The organism is Sphingomonas sp. FW306-05-A (assembly GCF_058782275.1).
The window spans coordinates 372492-392257 of the sequence record NZ_JBYSXN010000002.1; the positions used below are offsets into that span (position 1 = coordinate 372492).

Below are 19766 nucleotides of genomic sequence, written 5' to 3' on the forward strand. Positions count from 1 at the left end.
GTTCGGATCCGTTCCATAGTGTCGCTAGCAGCGCTGTCAGCCAACTACTGTGGCGCTGCGAAGTGCGATATCCTAAACGCAACCACCACCCGTCCCGCGGAGACGTGATACAGTGACACGGCAGGTGGCGAGCCTTTCTGCGAGGCTCGCCGGGATCACCTCGATCTGCATCGACGGACGCATGCTGAACGACGCCGGGTCGGGCACCGGGGTCGGTCAATTTGCGCGGACATTGATCGCCGCGCTGCAAGGTGCGGGGGTTGATCCCGCGATCCTTGGCGACGGCGGCATTACGGTACGCCGGACACAGTTCGGCAAGCTGTTGGCCGCCGCCCGCCCGTGGGCGCGTCGCGCGACCGTCGCGCCGCACGGGTTCGCAATCCGCGACGTGTTTCGCGAGGCGCAGGTGTTTTTCGATATCCACCGCCGGCCAATGCCGATCATCCTGCCCGGACCGCCTGGAACGATGCACTGGACCTATCCCCTCCCGCTCCGGGCGGTCGGCTGGCGAAACCTCTATACCGTGCACGATGTCCTGCCGCTTGATCCGGCGATCCCAAGCCCCGTCAATGGCCCTCGGCTGCGAAAACTGCTGAACGCGTTGCGCGCTGCGGGGGGAGAGTTCGCCACCGTATCGGAGGCTGCCCGCGATCAGATCGTCGCCCGCATGGGCTGGCCACGCGAGATCGTACCGTCCTGCCATCAGGCCGTAGCCGTCGTCACCGCAAGCGCCGATGCTGTCAGCACTACGGCGCCCCAAGCGCTACCCGACGGCCTGCGGCGGGACGGGTATCTTCTGTATGTTGGAGCGGTCGAAGCCCGCAAGAACCTGCCCCGCCTGCTCGAGGCCTATCGCATTAGCGGGATCACAACGCCTTTGGTCATCTCCGGACCGGACGGCCTCGACTCTGTTCATATCGACGCGCAGATCGCCGGGACCCCTGGCGCGGTGCGCCTGGGACTGCAATCGCGCGCCGCGGTGCTTTCCCTGATCGCCAATGCCCGCGCCCTGGTATTTGTGTCGCTCGCGGAAGGGTTCGGCTTGCCGGTGATCGAGGCCATGGCGCTCGGCACGCCAGTGCTTGCCGGAGACGTCGCTGCGCTGGCGGAAGTCGCGGGTGGTGCCGCAATGCTGGCCGATCCCCTCGATATCGCCGTACTCCGCGATGCGCTGGTCACGATCGATGCGGACGCCGCCCTGCGGGACAGATTGTCTGCGCAAGGAATTGCCCGCGCCCAACACTTTGCGCTCGCCCCCTATGCACAGCGCCTGCTTACCCTGTACGGGATGGCATGACCGACACCAGCGTATCGCCCGTACGGGTAGGCCTCGATGGCTACAATCTTGCCCTCCCGCAGGGAACCGGGGTCGCGACCTACGGCCGCAACCTTGCCGCTGCGATCGACGAACTCGGCTACCCGATCGATCTTGTCTTCGGCGTCAACATTCCGCGCAAGGCCGACATCGACCTGCGCGAATCCTTGTTTTTCGGGCAATTGGGTGCGGACGCCCCGAAGCGGCTCAACTGGCGCAAGAAGGTCAGGCGGTGGCGGGTACATCCGTTCGCGCATGACATGATCGAGATCCCGGTCACCGGCCGTGCGGTGCTGGAGGATGCGGGGGATCGGTTGCCGCGGTTCGATCGGCTGTTCAACCTCAGCGAGATCTACGACGTGTGCGCGCGGCATTTCCGTCGCTATGGGCGTTTCATGACATTGCGGATGCCCAACCCGCCGACGATCATGCACTGGACTTACCCCCTGCCCCTGCGCGTGGCGGGAGCGCGCAATATCTACACGCTGCACGATCTGGTGCCCTTGCGACTGCCGCGCGCAAGCCTTGAGGATAAACGATATTACGACACGCTGACCCGCGCCTGCGTGACGCGCGGCGATCACATCGTAACGGTCTCGGAAAAGTCGCGTTCCGATATCATCGAGCTGCTCGGTGCCAACCCGGGGCATGTCACCAATTGCTACCAGGCAAGCGACATGCCCGCGCTGCGCGATCCGCAGGCGTTGGCAGGGCGCCTGCGGCGCCTGTTCGACCTCGACCTAAAGGGCTATTTCCTGTTCTTCGGGGCAATCGAGCCCAAGAAGAACCTCGGACGCGTGATCCAGGCGTATCTCGAGGCGGATCTCGAAACGCCGCTGGTAATCGTCGGCGCGGAAGCCTGGCATGCCGATCGCGAACTCAAGTTGCTCGGTACGGCGCATGGCCGCCAACTGCCCGGCGTCGACCGGATCCGCCGGATCGATTACGTTCCGCGGGCATTGCTCACCGATTTGTTGCACGGCGCCAAGGCGAGCCTGTTTCCTGCGCTGTATGAGGGCTTTGGCCTTCCCGCGCTGGAGACGCTTGCGGCCGGCGTCCCGCTGCTGTCGAGCACGACGGGCGCGCTTCCCGAAGTGGCGGGCGCGGCGGCGCTGGCGGTTGACCCATATGATGTCGACGCGATGGTGGCTGCGCTCCGTCGACTTGATACGGATGCAGCATTGCGCGCCCGGCTCTCCGAACAGGGGCCAGCGCAGGCGGCGCTATTCTCCCGTGCGGCGTTTGCGGAACGCGTTCGTCAACTTTACCAACAGGTCGCTAGGCGCTAGGCGGACTGACGAAGCGCGTGCCTGGGCGATCCCGCGTCACGCTGTCGATCAAACTGTGCTGCCTTGAGCGACACTGGAGTAATATCATGCGTACTAAGCGCTCAATGAACATCGTACGCCCCGGTCTGACCCTGCTTGCCCTGACTGCAGTAAGCGGTTGTGCCACGCTTCCCCGCAACGGCCCGACCGGGCGCCAGATTACCCAGGATGTTACCAAGCAGAACGACATCGGGTTCGAGGTCGTCGACATCGCACCCAGCAATATCGGCGCCCTGTCGACGATGGATACCCCGACCGGCGCCTTGGCGGCGCTGTCCGCGGAAGGATATGTCGACACGCTTGGACCCGGCGACGTGCTCTCGGTCGAGATTTACGAAGTCGGCGCATCGCTCTTCGGCGGACGCGCCTCGATCGCCAGCGCGAGTGCGGCCGGGGGTAGCGCTGTTGGCGAGGCGGCACCGTCTGCATCGTCGCAGACGATCGGCGACGGTGGCGTCGTCGTCGACCGCAACGGCACCATAACCGTTCCGTATGTCGGAACGATCGCGGTTACCGGGCTTACGCCTGCCGAGGTACAACGCAAGATCCTGGCGGGTCTCCGCGGGAAATCGCAAAGTCCGCAGGTAATCGTCTCGCTGCGGCGCAACGTCGCCAACACCGTCGTTGTGATGGGCGCGGTCTCCGCTCCACGCCGCGTCCCCCTGACGCTGGCACGCGAACGTCTGCTCGATGTCATTGCAGACACCGGCGGCATAACGCGCGCTACCCAGAGCGGCGCATCGACGGCGACCGGCACCGGCGCACAGGATTCGATCGTACGGTTCACGCGGCGCGGCAGGACCGTCGAGCAGCCGCTCGATACGGTATTGTCGGGATCGGCGGACGATCTCGTCCTGCTGGGTGGTGACCGGATCGAACTGATCCGCCAGCCGCGCACGTTCACGGTTTTCGGCGCGATCGACCGGATTTCGCAGATCCCGTTCGAAAGCCGCACGCTGACGCTGGCCGAGGCGCTCGCGCGCGCCGGCGGACCGAATGACGGTCGCGCCGATCCGCGCTCGGTCTTCGTTTTCCGCCTGCCCGAGGGTGCTACGGCACCGGTGGGACCGGCGCGTCCGGGTGACCCTGCGGTCCCCGTTGCGATGACCGTCAAACCGGTGATTTATCGGATCGACATGCTGCGGGCGCAGAACTACTTTCTGGCGCAGCGGTTCGTGATGCGGGACAAAGACGTCGTGTATATCGCCAATGCGTCGGCCAACCAGCCGCTGAAGCTCGTACAGGCACTGGGGCAACTGTTCTCGCCGGTCATCGCGGTGCAGAATGCGACCCGCTGATCGCGCCCTTCTTAGGACCATAGGTATGCCACTGTAGCTGGACTGGGGCAATTTGGGCCCACTGTGGTACTGGCGAGAGTCGCATTGCGGCTGCGGCAACAAGACCACAGGGCTCCAGCATCGCTAACAGTCAGCCGCTCGGTGGCGCTGGTGTGCGTCTAAAAGCTGTCTCGAAATCACTTAATATGCGCATTTGCTGCGTTCAGGCAGCCGCGTCCTGCACGAAAACGATGTCACAACGCCGTCAATCGCGCTGTTTCGGGTAGCGTGCGCATTACCCGAGGCGACGACCCTGACGAGACCGGCGCGCATCCCGCGCCGGTCTCGTCGCGTTGCGATCAGGCCGCATGCTCCCGCACGCCTGCTGCGATCAGCCAGCCAATGCCATAAACGAGCAAGAGCGACAGAAATACCGTTACGACGATCTTCGTGCGCTGCGGATAGAGCGCACGGACCGGCAGATTGGCATCGACGACAGGCACGACGAACAACTGTTGACGGCGTGCCTCGTCCTGTGCCCGCAAGAGCGCGGTCGAGGCCATTTCAAACTGCTTGCCAGCCATTTCCTGGCGCATCTTGATCCCTTCGTAAGCGCCCATTCCCGACGCCACGTTACCGGGACCGCTCGACAATTTGGACGTCTCGGCTGCGACCTGACGGGATAATGCCGCCACGCGTTGACGCGTTGCCTGAAGCTGCGGACTGTTCGAGGCGAGTACTGCGGCCATCGACGATTCTTGCGCCTGCGCGACTGCCAATTGACCCTGCAATTGTGAAACCATGCTGGTGCGCGACGTTCCGGTGACCTGTGGGTTGAAATCTTGCCCGCTGCGACGGAATTGCGTAATCCTGCCCTGCACCTGCGCCAGACTGGATTCCGCTTCCTCGACGCGCTGCCGCGACATGGCCACGGCATTGGCGTAGTTGCGCTTGTTCAGTGTGTTAACCCGGTTCTCTCCGAGCTGGGTCAATTCGCGAATAATGAGGTACGAATCCTCCGGTCGGAAGCTTCGAACCCTCAGCACCGTGATGCCGGTTTCCGTGCTGACATCAACGTCCGCCTTGCCGTTGAAATAGCGCAGAAGCTGTTCCGGGGTCGGGCTTGAATACCAGAGCCGGGAGAAAAAGTCCGCTTCCGGTCGGCGGAACCGCTGGCTTAGTCCGATCCGGCTTTGCAACGCGGCAACCGCGTCATGCGATTTGAGATAGTCCGCGACGACCAAGGCATCGCGCTCCGACGAAGCGCCGCCGACAAGGGTCAAGGCCTGCCCTAGCCCCGTCGGCGCGGCGGGCTGGGAGTCGGCCGTCCTGACGACGAAATGCGCTTCGGACTCATACTGATTCGCTGCGATGAGATAGTAATAAGCAGCAACGAGCGCTGTCGGTAACAGCACGATCAGGCACCAGTTGCGGTGTGCGCGCAACCACCCAATCAGCCCGGACCGGTCGGTTGAAGAGGAGTTATTCAAGATGGCTACCTTAGTGAAGGTGAACGCGACGCCGCGTCGCCCGAATAGACGTGAGTCCGAAATAGGTGAGCGTCAGACACCAGATGGCAATGTAGGAGACATCGACGTACGTATCTTTTGCGGCATGAAATTGTCCGAAGCGCACGAGTTCGAATATGGTTACCAGCGGGAACCAAGTGAGCCACGACCTGTAGGGCTCCGGTATCCAGATCAATTGATAAAACGCGCCGGATAGCGGCATCAGCACATACGTGATCGGGTGAACGAAGCGTGCGACCAGACGGTTGTCGTGGGTCCACGCGCAGATCAGCATGGACAATCCAAACGAAAACCAGATCATTAGCAGGATACCGAGCAGCAACTCGAACGGTCGATCAGGAACGGTGGCCAATCCCATGATCGTCACGAACCCGAGCAGGACGAATAGGCTCATAATGGTGCCGGCCGCTTCGAGCAGGGCGCGGGCCACCATCATGTCAAGAATGGTCACACGCCGATGATAAAGCAGCGGCATGTTCGATTCGAGCACCCCTTCCGCACGTGTCACCATACCGCGGAACATGATGAAAACGGTATAACCCAGGATAGCGAACGGAACAGGATGGATACCACCATGTGAACCGCTTCCGGTATGCAGCACCGCTACCGCTGCTGCCAGCGACATCGGCTCAAGAAAAATCCACAGATATCCGATATTCTCCCGACCGTATCGGGTATGCAACTCGCGCATTAGCAGCGCGCCGATGACGTTCCCCTGGACCTGCAGTCCACGCCAGAAACCCCGATCGCCAGTCGATCCCGACGTACCCGAAATCATGGTCATATATGACTATCCATGGCGGCGCGAGACGTACGGCACGACATCCTGTGACGAAGACCACGGCGAACATTTGCTGAAATCGGTAACACGTTCGTATCATCCGAACGCATTTCCCAGGGGACATATGTCGCCGTCACCGTAGAGTCCAAAAGGCCAGAAACCCCGAAATTGCGCACGGGCTTGTCCAAGCGACACCATACGCTGTTATCGGATCCGTCGCTGAGCATGGCGAGGCGTTTAGGCGGTAAGAAAAGGACATACAAGCTGGTAAGACGCTGACGCTAGATCGTTCAGCCATTGGTGAGTCCCCCTGCCCGGCAAAGCGACGCACACGGTTCCTGTTGTTAAATAGTCGCCTTATTGCCCGGCTTGGCATATGGCCCCCCGAATGAAGCACTCCCCCCTCCTGTCGGGCATTGCCGCGCGTTTAACGCGGCGATCGTCCACCGATGCGGGCATCCGCCTGTTCCATCTCGACCATCTCCTGACCCATTCGCGGCAGCGCAACGAGGCGGTGATCCGCGCTCTCTGCAGCAATGCCTATCTCGGAGACGGGCGTTCGCTGTGCCGCGTCCTTGGTCGTTACAAGATGATCGTCGATACCACCGATGTCGGGCTGTCGAGCCATCTGCTGCTCGATGGCTATTGGGAAATGTGGCTTACCGAATTGCTCACCAAGCTGGTCAAACCCGGCATGAAGGTGGTCGATGTCGGTGCGAACCTGGGCTATTTTTCGCTATTGATGGCGGATCTGGTCGGTTCGGGCGGGCATGTCTACGCGTTCGAGCCCAACACCGACCTGGCGCGGCGCATGACGCAAAGTCTTGCGATCAACGGTTTCGCCGACATCGCCACGGTCCACGAGCAGGCCCTTGCCGATGCAGAAGGGGATGTGCTGCTGGTCGTGCCGACCGATGAACCCAAGAACGGTCATCTGCTCCCTGCCGATCATCCCGTTTCGGGCGACGCTGCCACCGAAACCCGCTTCATGCGGACCCGGCGTCTGGACAGCTATGCCGAGTTGCTCGACGCGGACCTCATCAAGATCGACGCCGACACGTCGGAACTCGCGATCTGGCACGGTATGGCCGGGATCCTTGCGCAACGGCGTTCGCTGACGATCGTGCTCGAATTCGCCCGGATGCGCTATGCCGATCCGGGGGCGTTCATCGATCAGATCGTCGCGGACGGTTTCACCCTGGCGGAGATCACGCTCGAGGCGGGGATCCAGACGACGACCCGTGAAGCGATCCTTGCCGCTCCCCCCACCGAAGACGTGATGCTCCTGCTCGTCCGTTGACCGATCACGCCTGCGCGGCGTGCTCGATCACGATCTTCTCGAGGATGACCTGACCGGTCAGCGGGAGGATCGGGATCTGCAGGATTCCCGCAGTTCGCGGAAGTTCGCCAGCAACGACCATCCCGTGATCGGGCTTGGCCGCACCGTCATGCGCTACGCCGGCGATATCGACCCGGACCGCTACGGCGTGACGGGTTGCGGCGAAATGAAGGTGGAGCCTCGCGCCCTCGCCCCCTGTCCAGTCGAACCGCAAGGCGGCATCGTCGCCATCGATGCGGCAACCGGTGACACCCGGTGACAGCCAGCTTGGCCCATCGCGAAGGGTCTCACCTTGCTGTGCCGTCAGGACCGGCGCGGCGGGATCGGCGTTTTCGTTCCGCTGCGCCAGCGCAAACGTCCAGGTCCCGGCATTGACGCGCGGCAGCGTTGCATCTGCCCGCGCCGTGACCGATCGCGCCTGCTGCACCACGTCACGCGCGATCGCTTGCCATGTACGCGGTGCATACTCCTGGCGGATTGCCGCCTCGGCATGCTGTCGCGCGCCGTCGTCGAGCAGCGGACGAACCGTCGCGGCGATATCCGCCGCGTCATTCGGGTCGAAATAGCGCGCATGACGCCCTCCCGCTTCCGGCAAGGAGGAAACGCGCGAGATCGCGGGGACCTTGCCGTAAGAGAGCGCTTCCGAAACCGGCAGGCCCCAGCCTTCGTAGAAGCTCGGATACAGCGCGAACAGGCAATGCTCGTACAGGGCAGCCAGCGTGTCATCCGGGATGCCATGCAGGATCAGGATCATGCGCCGCAGCGCCGGCTGATCGCGCAGCATCTTGTGGAGATGCTCGTTCAACCATCCGCGCCCCCCGACGCATACCAGCCGCGGCACCGCCGCTTCGCCGACGCTTTCGGCAAGCGCCAGCCACGCTTCAAACGCACCCTGGTGGTTCTTGCGCGGCTCGAGTGTCGATACGAACAACACATACCGTTGCGTTTCGAGGCCGTAGGGCCGCAAGGCCTCTACCGGGGCTGCGGCTTGACGGAAATCCCCGTCCAGGCGGACGACCGGAACCGATTGCTCTGGAATCGGGGCATTCCATTCGACCGATGTCCGCACGAGATCCGCGCGCGTCGCCTCCGAAATGGCCAGGCACCCATCTGCTGAATGCAGCAGGGACCCGAACCACGCACGATAATCGCGGACCAGTGATTGCGCGAACCATTGTGGCCCGATCAACGGGATCAGGTCGAAGACCAGCGGAACGTAGACCACCCCGTGCCGCGCGCGGATCCGGCGGACATCGACCAAATAGTTCCGGTCGGACCAGGACGTTCCCAGATTGACCAGCACGGTTTCCGGTGCGAACCGGATCGTCCGCGCGGTGGCGATCTTCCGATACAGGTGATCGAGCCCGGCGATCCAGGCGGGATCTGCGATGTCGTCGCTTTGCCGCGCCAGACGGCACAATGCATCGAATTGATCGTGCGGCAACGTGATCCAGCCGCGTCGCGCGCTGGCATAGACGCAGAATACCGGCTGCGGATCGAACACCTGCTCGAGACAGGCCAGCGAAACCTCGATCTGGACGCGCTGGATCCCGGTCGGGAGCCGGCGCTGCCCGAAAAAGGCGAGCAGGTCGGTCACGTCGAACACCATCGCCCCCGGGGGCAAGTGTCCGGTATCCTCCGACCGCAGTTCCGCCGGGTCGATCCCCAATACGCTCAGCGCGTCCGACAGGAAGGCGGGATCGACATCGTCGCGATCGGGCATCAGCCGCACCAGTTCGGACACCGCTTGCAAATTCGTCGGGTCGCGCTTCAGCGCCGTCACGAAATAGCTGGCGGCCTCGGCCGGCTGACGCCACGCCTTGGCCATGTGACCGAGCTGGAGCAATGGCTCGGCATCCGTCGTGCGCAGGCGGGCGGCTTCTTCATAGGCGCTGGTAGCCCGGTCGATCTCGCCGGCTTCCTTCTCCATATGCCCAAGCTGCACCCAGAGATGCTGGAGGTGGGGCTCGCCTGACAGGGCTTGGGCATAAGCATCGGCGGCAGTACGCCAATCCTGCACGCCGCGAGCGGCATTCCCAATCTTGATATGGAGCGCGGTGGTTCGGCGTACGCGCACCCCGTTTGATCGCGGCCCAAGCGGAATCCGCCTGACCACGCGGTCCCACCAACTGTTGAGGGGCCATCTTTTGGTTGATCGCATCGCATCGTCCCTAGCGGGCCGACGAGTGAACTGACAATCATTTTACGGGGCCGCGAGAACTCGCAGCAATCCGGGGGCGGGCTTGGTTTACGCTTCCCGACGATGGAATTCCGCCAGGCGATGCCAAGGGCGGGGCGGCATAATTGAGATTATTGTCATATTTAAGCATCGAAAGGTGCCGGTGATTCGCAATTGCGAATTGTGAGAGCTGGCCTACGTTCTGCAAGCCACGCACTAAATTCTGCAAGCCACGCACCAAGAAGGGCGCTTGCAGTTGGAAGCTTGGGCGTTGCTTTGGGTGCGGGATGGAACCGATCCCGACCCATCTGCCCCCCCCTCCGAATGGAGGTCACCGTGATCGACCTGGCTCAGAAAGCGCGTGTCGTAAGAGCAGCCGCCAGAGTGGCGATGAACCGACAGAATACTTGTCTTTTGAAAGGTTTGAGGACAATCTAGTTTTTATCGGTGATAATTGCAGGTATCAAAACATATTCCGGAGTTTTGCCGGCTTCGGGCCTTACCGACCTCCACCCGCCTGAACTTTCTGACAATATCTACGACTTTTTGGACATTTTTTTCGCAAAGTAACAGTAGGTATATTTCACAAAGACTCTGTGACTTTTATTTGGGAGATGTTAGTTTGCTACGAAAACCAATTGGTATTTCCGCGACTCAACGACCCCATGTCCATATTGTTTTAAGTGATCGCAATTGGATTATCGAAGAGCTTGCCCAGCAGTTGGTCGATACGCTTCCGTATGTGACTGCTGATACCATCGCTGATCCAACGGCGGCGTTGCAATACTATATGACCTACAGCGCACGGACGAAGCGCGTTTCCCCGGTAGAACTCGCACTGTTCACTCATCGAGAAGAGGAACCTAGTGCAGGCCGTCGTTTCGACGAAGCTGCCAAAGCCGTCGACTATGCCGTATCGATGTCGAACGCCACTGATCGCCTTGTCGAAGCGTTGGGCGTGGTCAAACGAAAGTGCATCTGCCCGGGGATTGACCTCGATCGGTTCCGGCCGCGGCTGAAGATCGCCGTCGTAGGCCGGACGTACCATACCGGGCGCAAGGGCGAAGCACTGGTCCGCGCGGTAATGGACGTAGCCGATATAGATTGGCATTTCACCGGCGATGGATGGCCCGCCCCTGGGCTGCATATCGCGCCCGAAGCGCTTCCCGAATTCTACCGTTCAATGGACTACGTCCTGGTGCCGGCAACCAATGAAGGCGGGCCGATGAGTGTGCTGGAAGCGCTGGCCAGTGGCGTTCCGGTAATCGCTTCCGATGTCGGCTGGGCGGCGGAATTTCCGCATATTCATTTCGAGCGGGGCAATGCGGCATCGCTACGCGGCGTACTACAGCAGCTTCGTGCCGAACGGTTCGCTTTGCGGGACCATGTCACTGATTTAACTTGGCAAAGTTGGGTACAGTCACACGATGAACTTTTTGCAACGCTGGCCCCTAAAGAAACGCGTTCATTACCTATGTCATTGCCTCACACGAATATTCGTTCGGTCGCACTGCTGACGCATGGTGCGGAGGATACCGCCTTGGGTGGCCCGAGCGTTCGGGTACCACGCACCAGAGATGAACTGGTCAAGCTCGGGGTGCGTGCCACCGCCAACAATCGCATCAATGCTACGGTCGCTGCAGCTGATGTCGTACACGGCTTCAATATCTGGGCCCCCAGCGATGCCTATCGCATGGCTCGCCAAGTCGAACGGTTGCACCGTCCATTCGTTTTCTCACCGATCCTGCTCGATTTGAGTGAAGCACCGTTCTGGCAAGTTGACCTGCTGCAGGCGTTTCGCTGCGCTCAGAATGCGCAGAATGCGGAAGCCCTCGTCGACAATGCGTTTGCCCTCCACGAGCAGCAACAACGGCAGCCGAAGGATTTCGTACCTGGATACACCGCAGCGCTTTCTGCGATCAACAAGATCAGCTTCGCCACGATTTTTCTCAGCGTTCAGGAACGCGAACTTTTTGAACGGCTGGTAGGGGCTCCCGCGACGAATCCGTTTCTTGTCCATAACCCGGTAGATCTGGAACGTTTCAACGCGGCAGATCCCGACCTGTTTCGAACGACATACGGTTTGGACGACTACGTCTTATGTGTCGGACGCATAGAGGTCCGCAAGAACCAGTTGATGCTGGCCGCTGCACTGGCGGCGACAGGGCTTCCGCTCGTCCTTATTGGTCACGAAGCGGACGCTGAGTATGCCGCATTGATACGCAGTTTCGGGGGTCCTAACCTGCATGTGATAGGGCGGATCGACCCTACTTCACCGCTGCTCACCTCGGCTATCGCCGGCGCGCGCGTCTTTTCGCTTCCCAGCTGGGCGGAGGGTGCCCCACTGGCCGCGTTGGAAGCGGCAGCCGCTGGCGTTCCCATGGTGCTCTCAGACCGCTCTGCCGAGATCGAATATTTTGGTTGCCATGCTGCGTACTGCAACCCCGCAAGCATGACCTCTATTCGCGAGGAAATCATCCGCGCGTGGGAGACCGCGGGCGACGAGAGCGCACGCGAGGCACTACGCCAGCTGGTTCGCGAGCAGTACAATTGGTCAACCCATGCGAAAGCTACGCTGGCCGTATATGAGGCTGCCGTCGCCCCAGCGACTGACGCAACCTTGCCGATGACGCCGCCCCCTTTGGCCACGCCCCCCGCTGCGACTGGTATCGTGTTTGATATCACGACGTGGGCGAACAACCTGGAAAAATACTCCGGTATTGTCCGCGTTGAATGCGCGATCGCGCGTGCGTTGCTGTCACGTACTGACGTAGCAGTACGGTTCATCCTCTATCTCGACTCCAGCGAATTCGTCGAGCTTCCCCGCGCCATTGTCGAACTTGGGTCAATCGGTAGCTATGTCAAACTTGTTCGCAATAGTGTCTCACGCCCATCCCTACCACGCAATTTCATTGGCTTCTCGGACATGATCACGGTCGGGAGCGGGTGGACGCAGAGTGCGACATATACGGCCTCGATTGTCAGCTTATCGCGCAGGTTCGGACTCAGGCTTAACGTTCTCCTGCACGACCTTACTCCCTACCTTTTCCCGCATTGGTTCGAAGAAGGCTATGCCGATAAATGGACCACGAACTGCCGAACTATCGTCTCGAATGCTGATCGTATCCTGATCAATTCGGACAGCACCGGACGCGACGTCGGTCGGTTCTGCATGGCTCAGGAAATCGATACGCCAACGTTGGGTAGAATACGGTTAGCGGATGAGATTGGCGACTTCTCGAAAGGCGTGATTACGCCCGCCGCACAGGCAGTGTGCGAGAAGTTGTCCGCTGTGCCGTTCGTTCTCGCGATTGGCGAGATTGACGTTCGAAACAACTACAGCCTTCTATATGATGTGTGGGTCATGTTGTGTGAGCGCATGGGCGATTCCGCGCCGCATCTCGTGATCGTTGGCGGGGTTTCCTGGGATGGGCAGGCTGCAGCACGCGCCCTCCGCGAAGATAGCCGCGTCAACACGCATGTTCAGATTCTTGAAGACGTCGACGATATCCTGCTTGCTCGGCTGTACGAGCAAAGCCTGTTCACGGTTCACCCATCGCTGTACGAAGGCTGGAGCCTGCCCATTGGCGAAAGCTTGTCGCAGGGCAAGATTTGCCTGGCTTCGGCAACCTCCTCCACGCCCGAGATCGCGCCAGCAGTAACGGATCTGCTGCCGCCAATGGACAGGTCGGCATGGGCTGCACGGATTGAGCATTATGCACGCTCCGCCTCCTCGCGTGCATCACGAGAAGCGGAGGTTCGCGCGGGATTTGTCATGACAAGTTGGGCACAAACCACAGATAACATCGTCCACGTATTGAACGCACAGACGCGAAGCCCAGTGCCGGACCAGTATCTCGCCGGTACAATCGCGGCGGTGAACGATCGTTTTGCGTCGCGTTTCCTTCAAGATGGTTGGCATCCCGCCGAACCTTGGGGCGTTTGGTCAGGCAACCGGCGTGCCACTTTTGCCTTCCACCTTGTCGGGCGACCCGCAGGGGACATGGTGCTAACACTTCTTGCGCGCATTCTAAAACAACCGGGTGATCGGTGCATCTATAATGTGGCCGTCAATGACCTGACATGCGGCTCGATCGCGTTCGGGCCGGACCTTGGCAACCATGAGACGGACTATTCGATTGGTCGAGTCATCGTGCCAAGCCGTGCTCTGGAAAACGGCGACTTGGTCCGTATCGTGCTTGAAACAGATATCATCCACCGTGCTTGTGATCTCCATCCTGGTTCACCCGACGTTCGGCGCTTGGGTCTCGGGCTGAGTGCGTTCATTGTCGAAGCGAAGCGGCACGCTGGCGACGCAACACGCCTACTAAGCACCCAGCCTGACATACGCGCCATACTCGGTATCCCGGTCACGCTCGATATGGCTCGGATGTTAGCCGATAATCCATCACGGCGCTCGATCACGCCGGACCAATGGATCGCCGCCTTGGCGGCCTTCGTCCAGTCGGGCGAGGTGCTGCCGGAGGGTGTGGCCTCCGTCGATGGATTGCTCGTCTTCGTTACTGGCACAGCCCGTCTACGATTGGGGGAAGAGGCGATTATCGATCTGCTCATAGAAGTCGATCCCTCAGCCGCCAAATCAACCATCATCGACGTATTTGCGAACAACGATCTCATTACGTCTTATTCTATTGATGCCGGGGTCACCCTGATCAGCGCACGCGTGCCGTCCGCCCGCTTGGGGGCGTCGGATCCCTTGACCCTCGCATTGTGTACAAGGTCGAAGCGCAATGCCCCAGAGTTCGTGATTAAAATGCTCCGTATTCGAACTGCCAACTCGACGGTGGTCCTGCCCTTGCTGCCTAACCGCACCGTCAGCCTTGCCGACCAGTTCCCGAAGGTTCCCTACAAGGCGAAGGGTGCGGTTGAAACGGTGATCCCGTTCAGCACGCCCTGCGGCGATATAGACGCAGTGCTCGTGCTCGAGGGGCTCTCGCATCGCGTCAGAACAGTCGAAGTGGATGGCGAACCTCCAGAAATTGTTCCGGCCCCATCCGGACACACCTTGGTGACGCTTCGAGGCGGAACGGAGCAGCGGCGACATGGAAAAATCGTCATATCGGCCGATCTGATCGACCCATACGCAAACGATACTGACGGCTGGCGGGTTACGTTCAGTCCGCTAGCGCCTTTGGACGCCCCCGCTGTCGGCAATGCCCTGCGGCGGATCACGTTTGGTGCATGGCACGACGCAGGGGAAGATAGCATCCAGTGGGGTGCAGGCGAAACCGTCTCCTTCTGGGTGCGCCCGGGTACATCCGCTGGCGTCAGGGTCGTGGCCGAGGTCATCGGAAGGCTTGAAGCGGCGTCCAACCTGATTATCACCGTCGACGGCGTAGCAACGCACGCCGACGTTGAACCGGAGAGCGATACGGGACGCTTTGCGCTTCTCATTCCGTTCAGCGATTCAACCAAAATGTTCCGGTCTGTCATGATTTCGGGTTTGCCGACCGCACGACCAGTCGACCTTGGAATCAACGAAGACAGCCGTCTACTTTCCTTGCTGCTGTTAGAAGTTTCGGCGACGCCCGCCAGCATAGGTTGAGACTTACGGCAATCTTCGTATGCCAGGGAATGTCAATTGCCCAAACCTTTCCCAACTTAGCAAATCTTTCGGCTTTTTCGCGACGAGTTGACGTCGAAACGCCCCATACCCGCCCTACCCCTTACTAGCACGGTGAGGGAGAAGGTTGCTGATCACAACCGCAGAACTGGATGGCCGAACTTTCCGGCATCTATGCCGCGCACTCATGCCGGTCGATCACCATAGCGATACGTTCGAGCCAAGCTGACCGCATGCGATCAAAACAAAAAAGCCCGCCAGCTCATCGAGCTGGCGGGCTTTTAATGGTGGGCGTGGCAAGGATTGAACTTGCGACCCCTGCGATGTCAACACAGTGCTCTACCACTGAGCTACACGCCCACTTCGCCGCGGCGGTGCCGGGCGAGGGGTGGCCTTTACCGAAGGCTTTCCCCGCGCGCAAGCACCTCTTGCGACAAATCAGAAATTTCCGCCGACCCGTTCCAGTTCGAACATGCGATCCACCTCGAGCACGAGATCGCGCAGGTGGAACGGCTTGGACAGCACACGCGCCTGCGGCATGGATTTGCCCGCCTTGAGCGTCACCGCGGCAAAACCCGTAATGAACATCACACGCAGATCGGGCACCATCTCGCTCGCCTTCTGCGCGAGTTCGATCCCGTCCATCTCGGGCATCACGATGTCGGTCAGCAACAGGTCGAACCGTTCGTCCTGCAACAGCGGGATCGCGGCGGTACCGCGATCGACCGCCGCGACCGAATAGCCGGAACGCTCCAGCGCGCGCGTCAGATATTCGCGCATCACGCGATCGTCTTCCGCCAACAAGATCCTGATCATGCCATTGCGTCCTGGTACGTTCCGCCGGGCCAAACCGCCCGCATTTGCGGTATTGTATGCGCGAAGGCCTTAATATTTTCCAGCCGGATCGGCCCTGCGCCTGTGCTACTATAGGTCAATATGGCTGCTTCCCATTCCCCTGCCGCAGGTCCGCTACGCCCCCCGTTCGATCGGTTCGGAGACGCCACGCCCGCCAGTCCGGTCGTTCTATCGGTGCCACACGCCGGACGCGACTATCCCGACGCACTGTTGGCCGCGTTGCGCGTCCCGCTGGTCGCGGCGACCGTGCTGGAGGACCGGTACGTCGATGCCGTCGCCCTGCTGGCGCGCGAGCGCGAGACGATGCTGGTGCAGCGTCGTGCGCGTGCCTGGATCGACCTCAACCGTAGCGAGCAGGAGCGCGATCCGGCGATCGACGAAGGTGCTCGCGCCGCCGCCGCCCCGATCGCCTCGGCGAAGGTTCGCGGCGGGCTCGGGCTGATTCCGCGACGGATCGCGGGTGCCGGTGAGTTGTGGCGAAGGCGGTTCAGCGCGAGCGAGGTCACGGCGCGGATCGCGGAGGATTACCGCCCCTACCATGCAGCGCTTGCCGACACGCTACAGGCCGCGCGGGCGCGGTTTGGCATCGCGGTGTTGCTCGACGTGCATTCGATGCCGAACCTGGGCCCGGGCGGGCCGCAAATCGTTCTGGGAGACCGGTTCGGACGTAGCGCGGATACACGGTTCGTCACGGTGATCGAGCAGACCGTGCGCGCCGCAGCCATTCCTTACGCCCGTAACACGCCCTATGCCGGGGCACAGATCCTAGACATGCACGCACGCGGGGGCGTGATCCACGCGATCCAGATTGAATTCGATCGTACGCTCTACCTTGATCCGGCAGGCGACCTGCCGGGGGATGGCCTACGCGCCACGGCGCGGGTGCTTCGGGCGATGATCGACGCGGTCGAGGCCGAGGCAATGGGCGCTCGATCGCTGTCGCACCAGATCGCGGCGGAATGACCCCATAAAAAAACCACCGCGTGCAATACACGCGGTGGCCAAGGTTCAGGGAGGAGACACTCCCGAAGGAGCGTCGCGCGGTCCCGCGAAAGGGGGGAACACGAGGCCGCGTAAGACCGATATAGGTAAGCGGTTTTCGTCCTTCAAGGAAGAATCGCAGCGAGTTTCGCGCCTGCCGCATTTTTTCTGAAAAAGAATGCCTTTAATCCGGCAACGCGCCCAAACCATGCGACAAAAAACCCCGCCGCAGTGCGACGGGGTTGCTTGTTCCCGGTCTGCGGAGGCGATGCCTCCGCCCGAATCAGTTGACCAGCTGCGGTGCCGGAGCCTTGCCGAGCTTGACCTGACGATCGAAGATCTGCGGCAGCGTGGTGAGCGAGAAGAGGTGCGCGTAGACCAGCGGCAACAGGCCCGACTTCTGGATCTTGCGCAGCTGATCGCCGCGCAGGTCGTTGAGCTTTTCCTCGTTCACGATCTGGAAGCCGCGATAGATGAACGGCTGGTCGTTGCCCGCCATGTTGAGCGTGAACTCCCCGTCCATCAGCAGGTCCATCTCACGCAATTCGGTCATGAAATTGGCGGTGCGCGCACCGGCCTGCTCGAACTGCTCGTTGAAGCCCAGGATGTTCTGGACGAGTTCGGTCGGCTTGCCGTCGGCAAACAGCGCCTCGCCCTCGTCGAGCGCGCCGATCGTGTCGCTGGTGGGATCGAAGCACAGCGACAGGTCCTGGGCATCCGGGCGAAGCCGTGCGAGCATGAACGGATAGCGGCGGATGTAGGCCGGGATGTAGACCTTGTCCTCGATCAGCTTGCCGTCGTCGCCGACGAACACGTTGACGCCTTCGTTGAGGCCCATCAGCGCGATCGGGATCGAATCCGCACCCGTCGTGAAGACGATCGGCAACCACGGCTGCGTCGCGACGAATTCGTCGACCGTCACGGGAATCGCATGCTGGTTGACGAGGAACGGTGCTGCATCCGCGGCATTGAAGCGGAAATTGGCATGCGTCTCGCTGGAAAGCGGCTCGAGCGCATTGTAGAACAGCGGAAGAGTTTGCGGCGCGCTGGCCATGATCGTCTCCAATGGTAAAAGTAGCGCGCAGGTCCCCCACGCCTTACGATCGTCGGCTCTATGGCGCGCGCGGCGTTTCCGCAAGGGCGAGGAGCTTTCCCGGGTTCATCAGACCGTTCGGATCCAGCCCGGCCTTGATCGCGCGCAGTGCGGCCATCCGCGCGGGCGACGACAGGCGTTCAAGCGCGTCGCGCTTCATTTGCCCGATGCCATGTTCGGCGGAGATCGAGCCCCCTGCGGCGACGACGAGATCATAGACCATGCGGCTTGCGGGCGCACCGACCTCCCGTTGCCAGCGATCGGCGGCGACGGGATCATGCTGGAGTCCAGCGGGAGCGTTGACGTGGAAATGGACGTTTCCATCGCCCAGATGTCCGAATCCCGTCGCGTGGACGCCGGGATAGGCCGCCTCCACCGCGGCTGCCGCATTGACCATGAAGTCGGGCATAGTCTCGACCGCGACCGAGATGTCGTGCGCAATAGTCGGCCCTTCGGCGCGTTCTGCCTCCGAAATCGAGTCGCGCAGCCGCCAGAACGCCGCGGATTGCGTCGTGTTTGCAGCGACGACGGCATCGCGTGCGAGCCCCTCTTCCAGGGCTTGGCCCAAGAGGCGCTCTAGCACGTCGCGAGCGGCAGGCTCGACGTGATCGGTCGCATAGTCGATCAGTACCAGCCAGGGATGCCGTGTTTCCAACGGCGCGCGCGTGCCGGGGATGTGTTTCAGGACGAGGTCGAGGATCTCGCCGGGAACAAGCTCGAAACTCTCGATCGCATCGCCCGAATGCCGCTCGAGTACGCGCAACAGCGCCAGGGCGGCGTGCGGGCTGTCAACCCCGATCCAGCCGGTGGCGCGGTCGGCCTCGACCGGGACCAGACGGAGTGTCGCCGCAGTAACGATGCCCAGCGTACCCTCCGCGCCGACCAGCAGCTGCGTCAGGTCATAGCCACGGTTGTCCTTCTTGAGCGGGGACAACCCGTCGTGGACCTTCCCGTCCGGCAACACAAGTTCGAGGCCTGCGACAAGCGTCCGCATCGATCCGAAACGCAGCACTTGCGTACCGCCGGCATTGGTCGAGACGAGCCCCCCCACGGTCGCGCTGCCGCGGGCGCCCAAGGTCAACGGGAACCGCATGCCCTGCGCCTCGGTCGCGGCGTGGAGATCCTGCAGGATGACCCCGGCCTCCGCCACCGCAAGGCCCGCGGCGGGATCGATCCGACGTAGCCGGTTCAACCGCCGCAGCGACAGGATCAGCGCGGAACCATCGGCGGGCGGCGTAGCCCCCCCGACCATCGAGGTGTTGCCGCCCTGCGGCACCAGCGGCACGCCATGGTCGCGCGCCAACCCAACCACTGCGGCGACGGCTTCCGTGCTGTCCGGCGACAGAATCGCCGCGCTCGCGCCGTGATACCGCCCGCGCCAGTCGGTCAGCCACGGCGCGATGTCGGACGAATCGGTCGTCACGGCCTTGTCGCCGATCCGGGCACGGACGGCTGCGATGAAGCGGGTCTGGGAAGCTGTCACCCGAATTTCCTAGACCCGATCC

At 61.7% G+C, this 19766-nt stretch carries 12 protein-coding genes and 1 tRNA gene; 6 read left to right on the top strand and 7 right to left on the bottom strand.

Features of this window, described 5'->3' with window-relative positions; genetic code table 11:
• Positions 1 to 112 precede the first annotated feature (112 nt).
• The 3 genes from AC3WJR_RS10625 (at position 113) to AC3WJR_RS10635 (ending at position 3941) form a co-directional block, all read left to right on the top strand.
• A complete protein-coding gene (locus AC3WJR_RS10625; RefSeq protein ID WP_492724841.1) occupies positions 113 to 1297 on the top strand; it encodes a glycosyltransferase family 4 protein in 1185 nt (394 codons plus the stop codon).
• The gene (locus tag AC3WJR_RS10630) at positions 1294 to 2604 is read left to right on the top strand and encodes a glycosyltransferase family 4 protein (RefSeq protein WP_492724843.1); all 1311 of its coding nucleotides are present in this window, start codon (positions 1294 to 1296) and stop codon (positions 2602 to 2604) included. Before AC3WJR_RS10625 ends, AC3WJR_RS10630 begins: the two co-directional genes overlap by 4 nt.
• Before the next feature lie 86 nt (positions 2605 to 2690).
• Entirely contained in the window at positions 2691 to 3941 is a 1251-nt protein-coding gene (locus AC3WJR_RS10635; protein WP_492724845.1) for a polysaccharide biosynthesis/export family protein, read from the top strand.
• A 338-nt stretch (positions 3942 to 4279) separates the two neighbouring features.
• Here the strand turns inward: AC3WJR_RS10635 and AC3WJR_RS10640 are convergent, their stop codons facing one another.
• The gene (locus AC3WJR_RS10640) at positions 4280 to 5410 is read right to left on the bottom strand and encodes a KpsE/RkpR family capsule polysaccharide export protein (protein WP_492724847.1); all 1131 of its coding nucleotides are present in this window, start codon (positions 5408 to 5410) and stop codon (positions 4280 to 4282) included.
• Between the two features lie 10 nt (positions 5411 to 5420).
• Positions 5421 to 6233, bottom strand: coding sequence for an ABC transporter permease (locus AC3WJR_RS10645; protein WP_492724849.1), 813 nt, complete (start codon positions 6231 to 6233; stop codon positions 5421 to 5423).
• A gap of 385 nt (positions 6234 to 6618) precedes the next feature.
• Here AC3WJR_RS10645 and AC3WJR_RS10650 point away from each other — a divergent pair, with 385 nt between their 5' ends.
• The gene (locus tag AC3WJR_RS10650) at positions 6619 to 7530 is read left to right on the top strand and encodes an FkbM family methyltransferase (protein ID WP_492724851.1); all 912 of its coding nucleotides are present in this window, start codon (positions 6619 to 6621) and stop codon (positions 7528 to 7530) included.
• 4 nt (positions 7531 to 7534) lie between these two features.
• On the opposite strand, the gene AC3WJR_RS10655 is transcribed toward AC3WJR_RS10650, so the two are convergent.
• Positions 7535 to 9646 carry a glycosyltransferase family 4 protein gene (locus AC3WJR_RS10655; protein WP_492724853.1) on the bottom strand — a complete coding sequence of 704 codons (2112 nt, stop codon included), beginning with the start codon at positions 9644 to 9646 and terminating at the stop codon, positions 7535 to 7537.
• Between the two features lie 556 nt (positions 9647 to 10202).
• Between AC3WJR_RS10655 and AC3WJR_RS10660 the strand changes: the two genes are divergently transcribed.
• On the top strand, positions 10203 to 15314 hold the full coding sequence (locus tag AC3WJR_RS10660) for a glycosyltransferase family 4 protein (protein WP_492724855.1): 5112 nt from the start codon (positions 10203 to 10205) through the stop codon (positions 15312 to 15314).
• Between the two features lie 303 nt (positions 15315 to 15617).
• Here the strand turns inward: AC3WJR_RS10660 and AC3WJR_RS10665 are convergent.
• Both AC3WJR_RS10665 and cpdR read right to left on the bottom strand, forming a co-directional pair.
• A tRNA-Val gene (locus tag AC3WJR_RS10665) sits at positions 15618 to 15692 on the bottom strand.
• A gap of 78 nt (positions 15693 to 15770) precedes the next feature.
• Positions 15771 to 16148, bottom strand: a complete 378-nt coding sequence (gene cpdR / locus AC3WJR_RS10670; protein WP_354282064.1) for a cell cycle two-component system response regulator CpdR — start codon at positions 16146 to 16148, stop codon at positions 15771 to 15773.
• A gap of 120 nt (positions 16149 to 16268) precedes the next feature.
• On the opposite strand from cpdR, the gene AC3WJR_RS10675 reads away from it, so the two are divergent.
• A complete protein-coding gene (locus AC3WJR_RS10675; protein WP_492724858.1) occupies positions 16269 to 17150 on the top strand; it encodes an N-formylglutamate amidohydrolase in 882 nt (293 codons plus the stop codon).
• A 301-nt stretch (positions 17151 to 17451) separates the two neighbouring features.
• Here the strand turns inward: AC3WJR_RS10675 and AC3WJR_RS10680 are convergent, their stop codons facing one another.
• A complete protein-coding gene (locus tag AC3WJR_RS10680) occupies positions 17452 to 18222 on the bottom strand; it encodes a SapC family protein (RefSeq protein WP_492724860.1) in 771 nt (256 codons plus the stop codon).
• Positions 18223 to 18280: 58 nt separating this feature from the next.
• A complete protein-coding gene (locus tag AC3WJR_RS10685; RefSeq protein ID WP_492724862.1) occupies positions 18281 to 19744 on the bottom strand; it encodes an FAD-binding oxidoreductase in 1464 nt (487 codons plus the stop codon).
• Between the last annotated feature and the right edge of the window lie 22 nt (positions 19745 to 19766).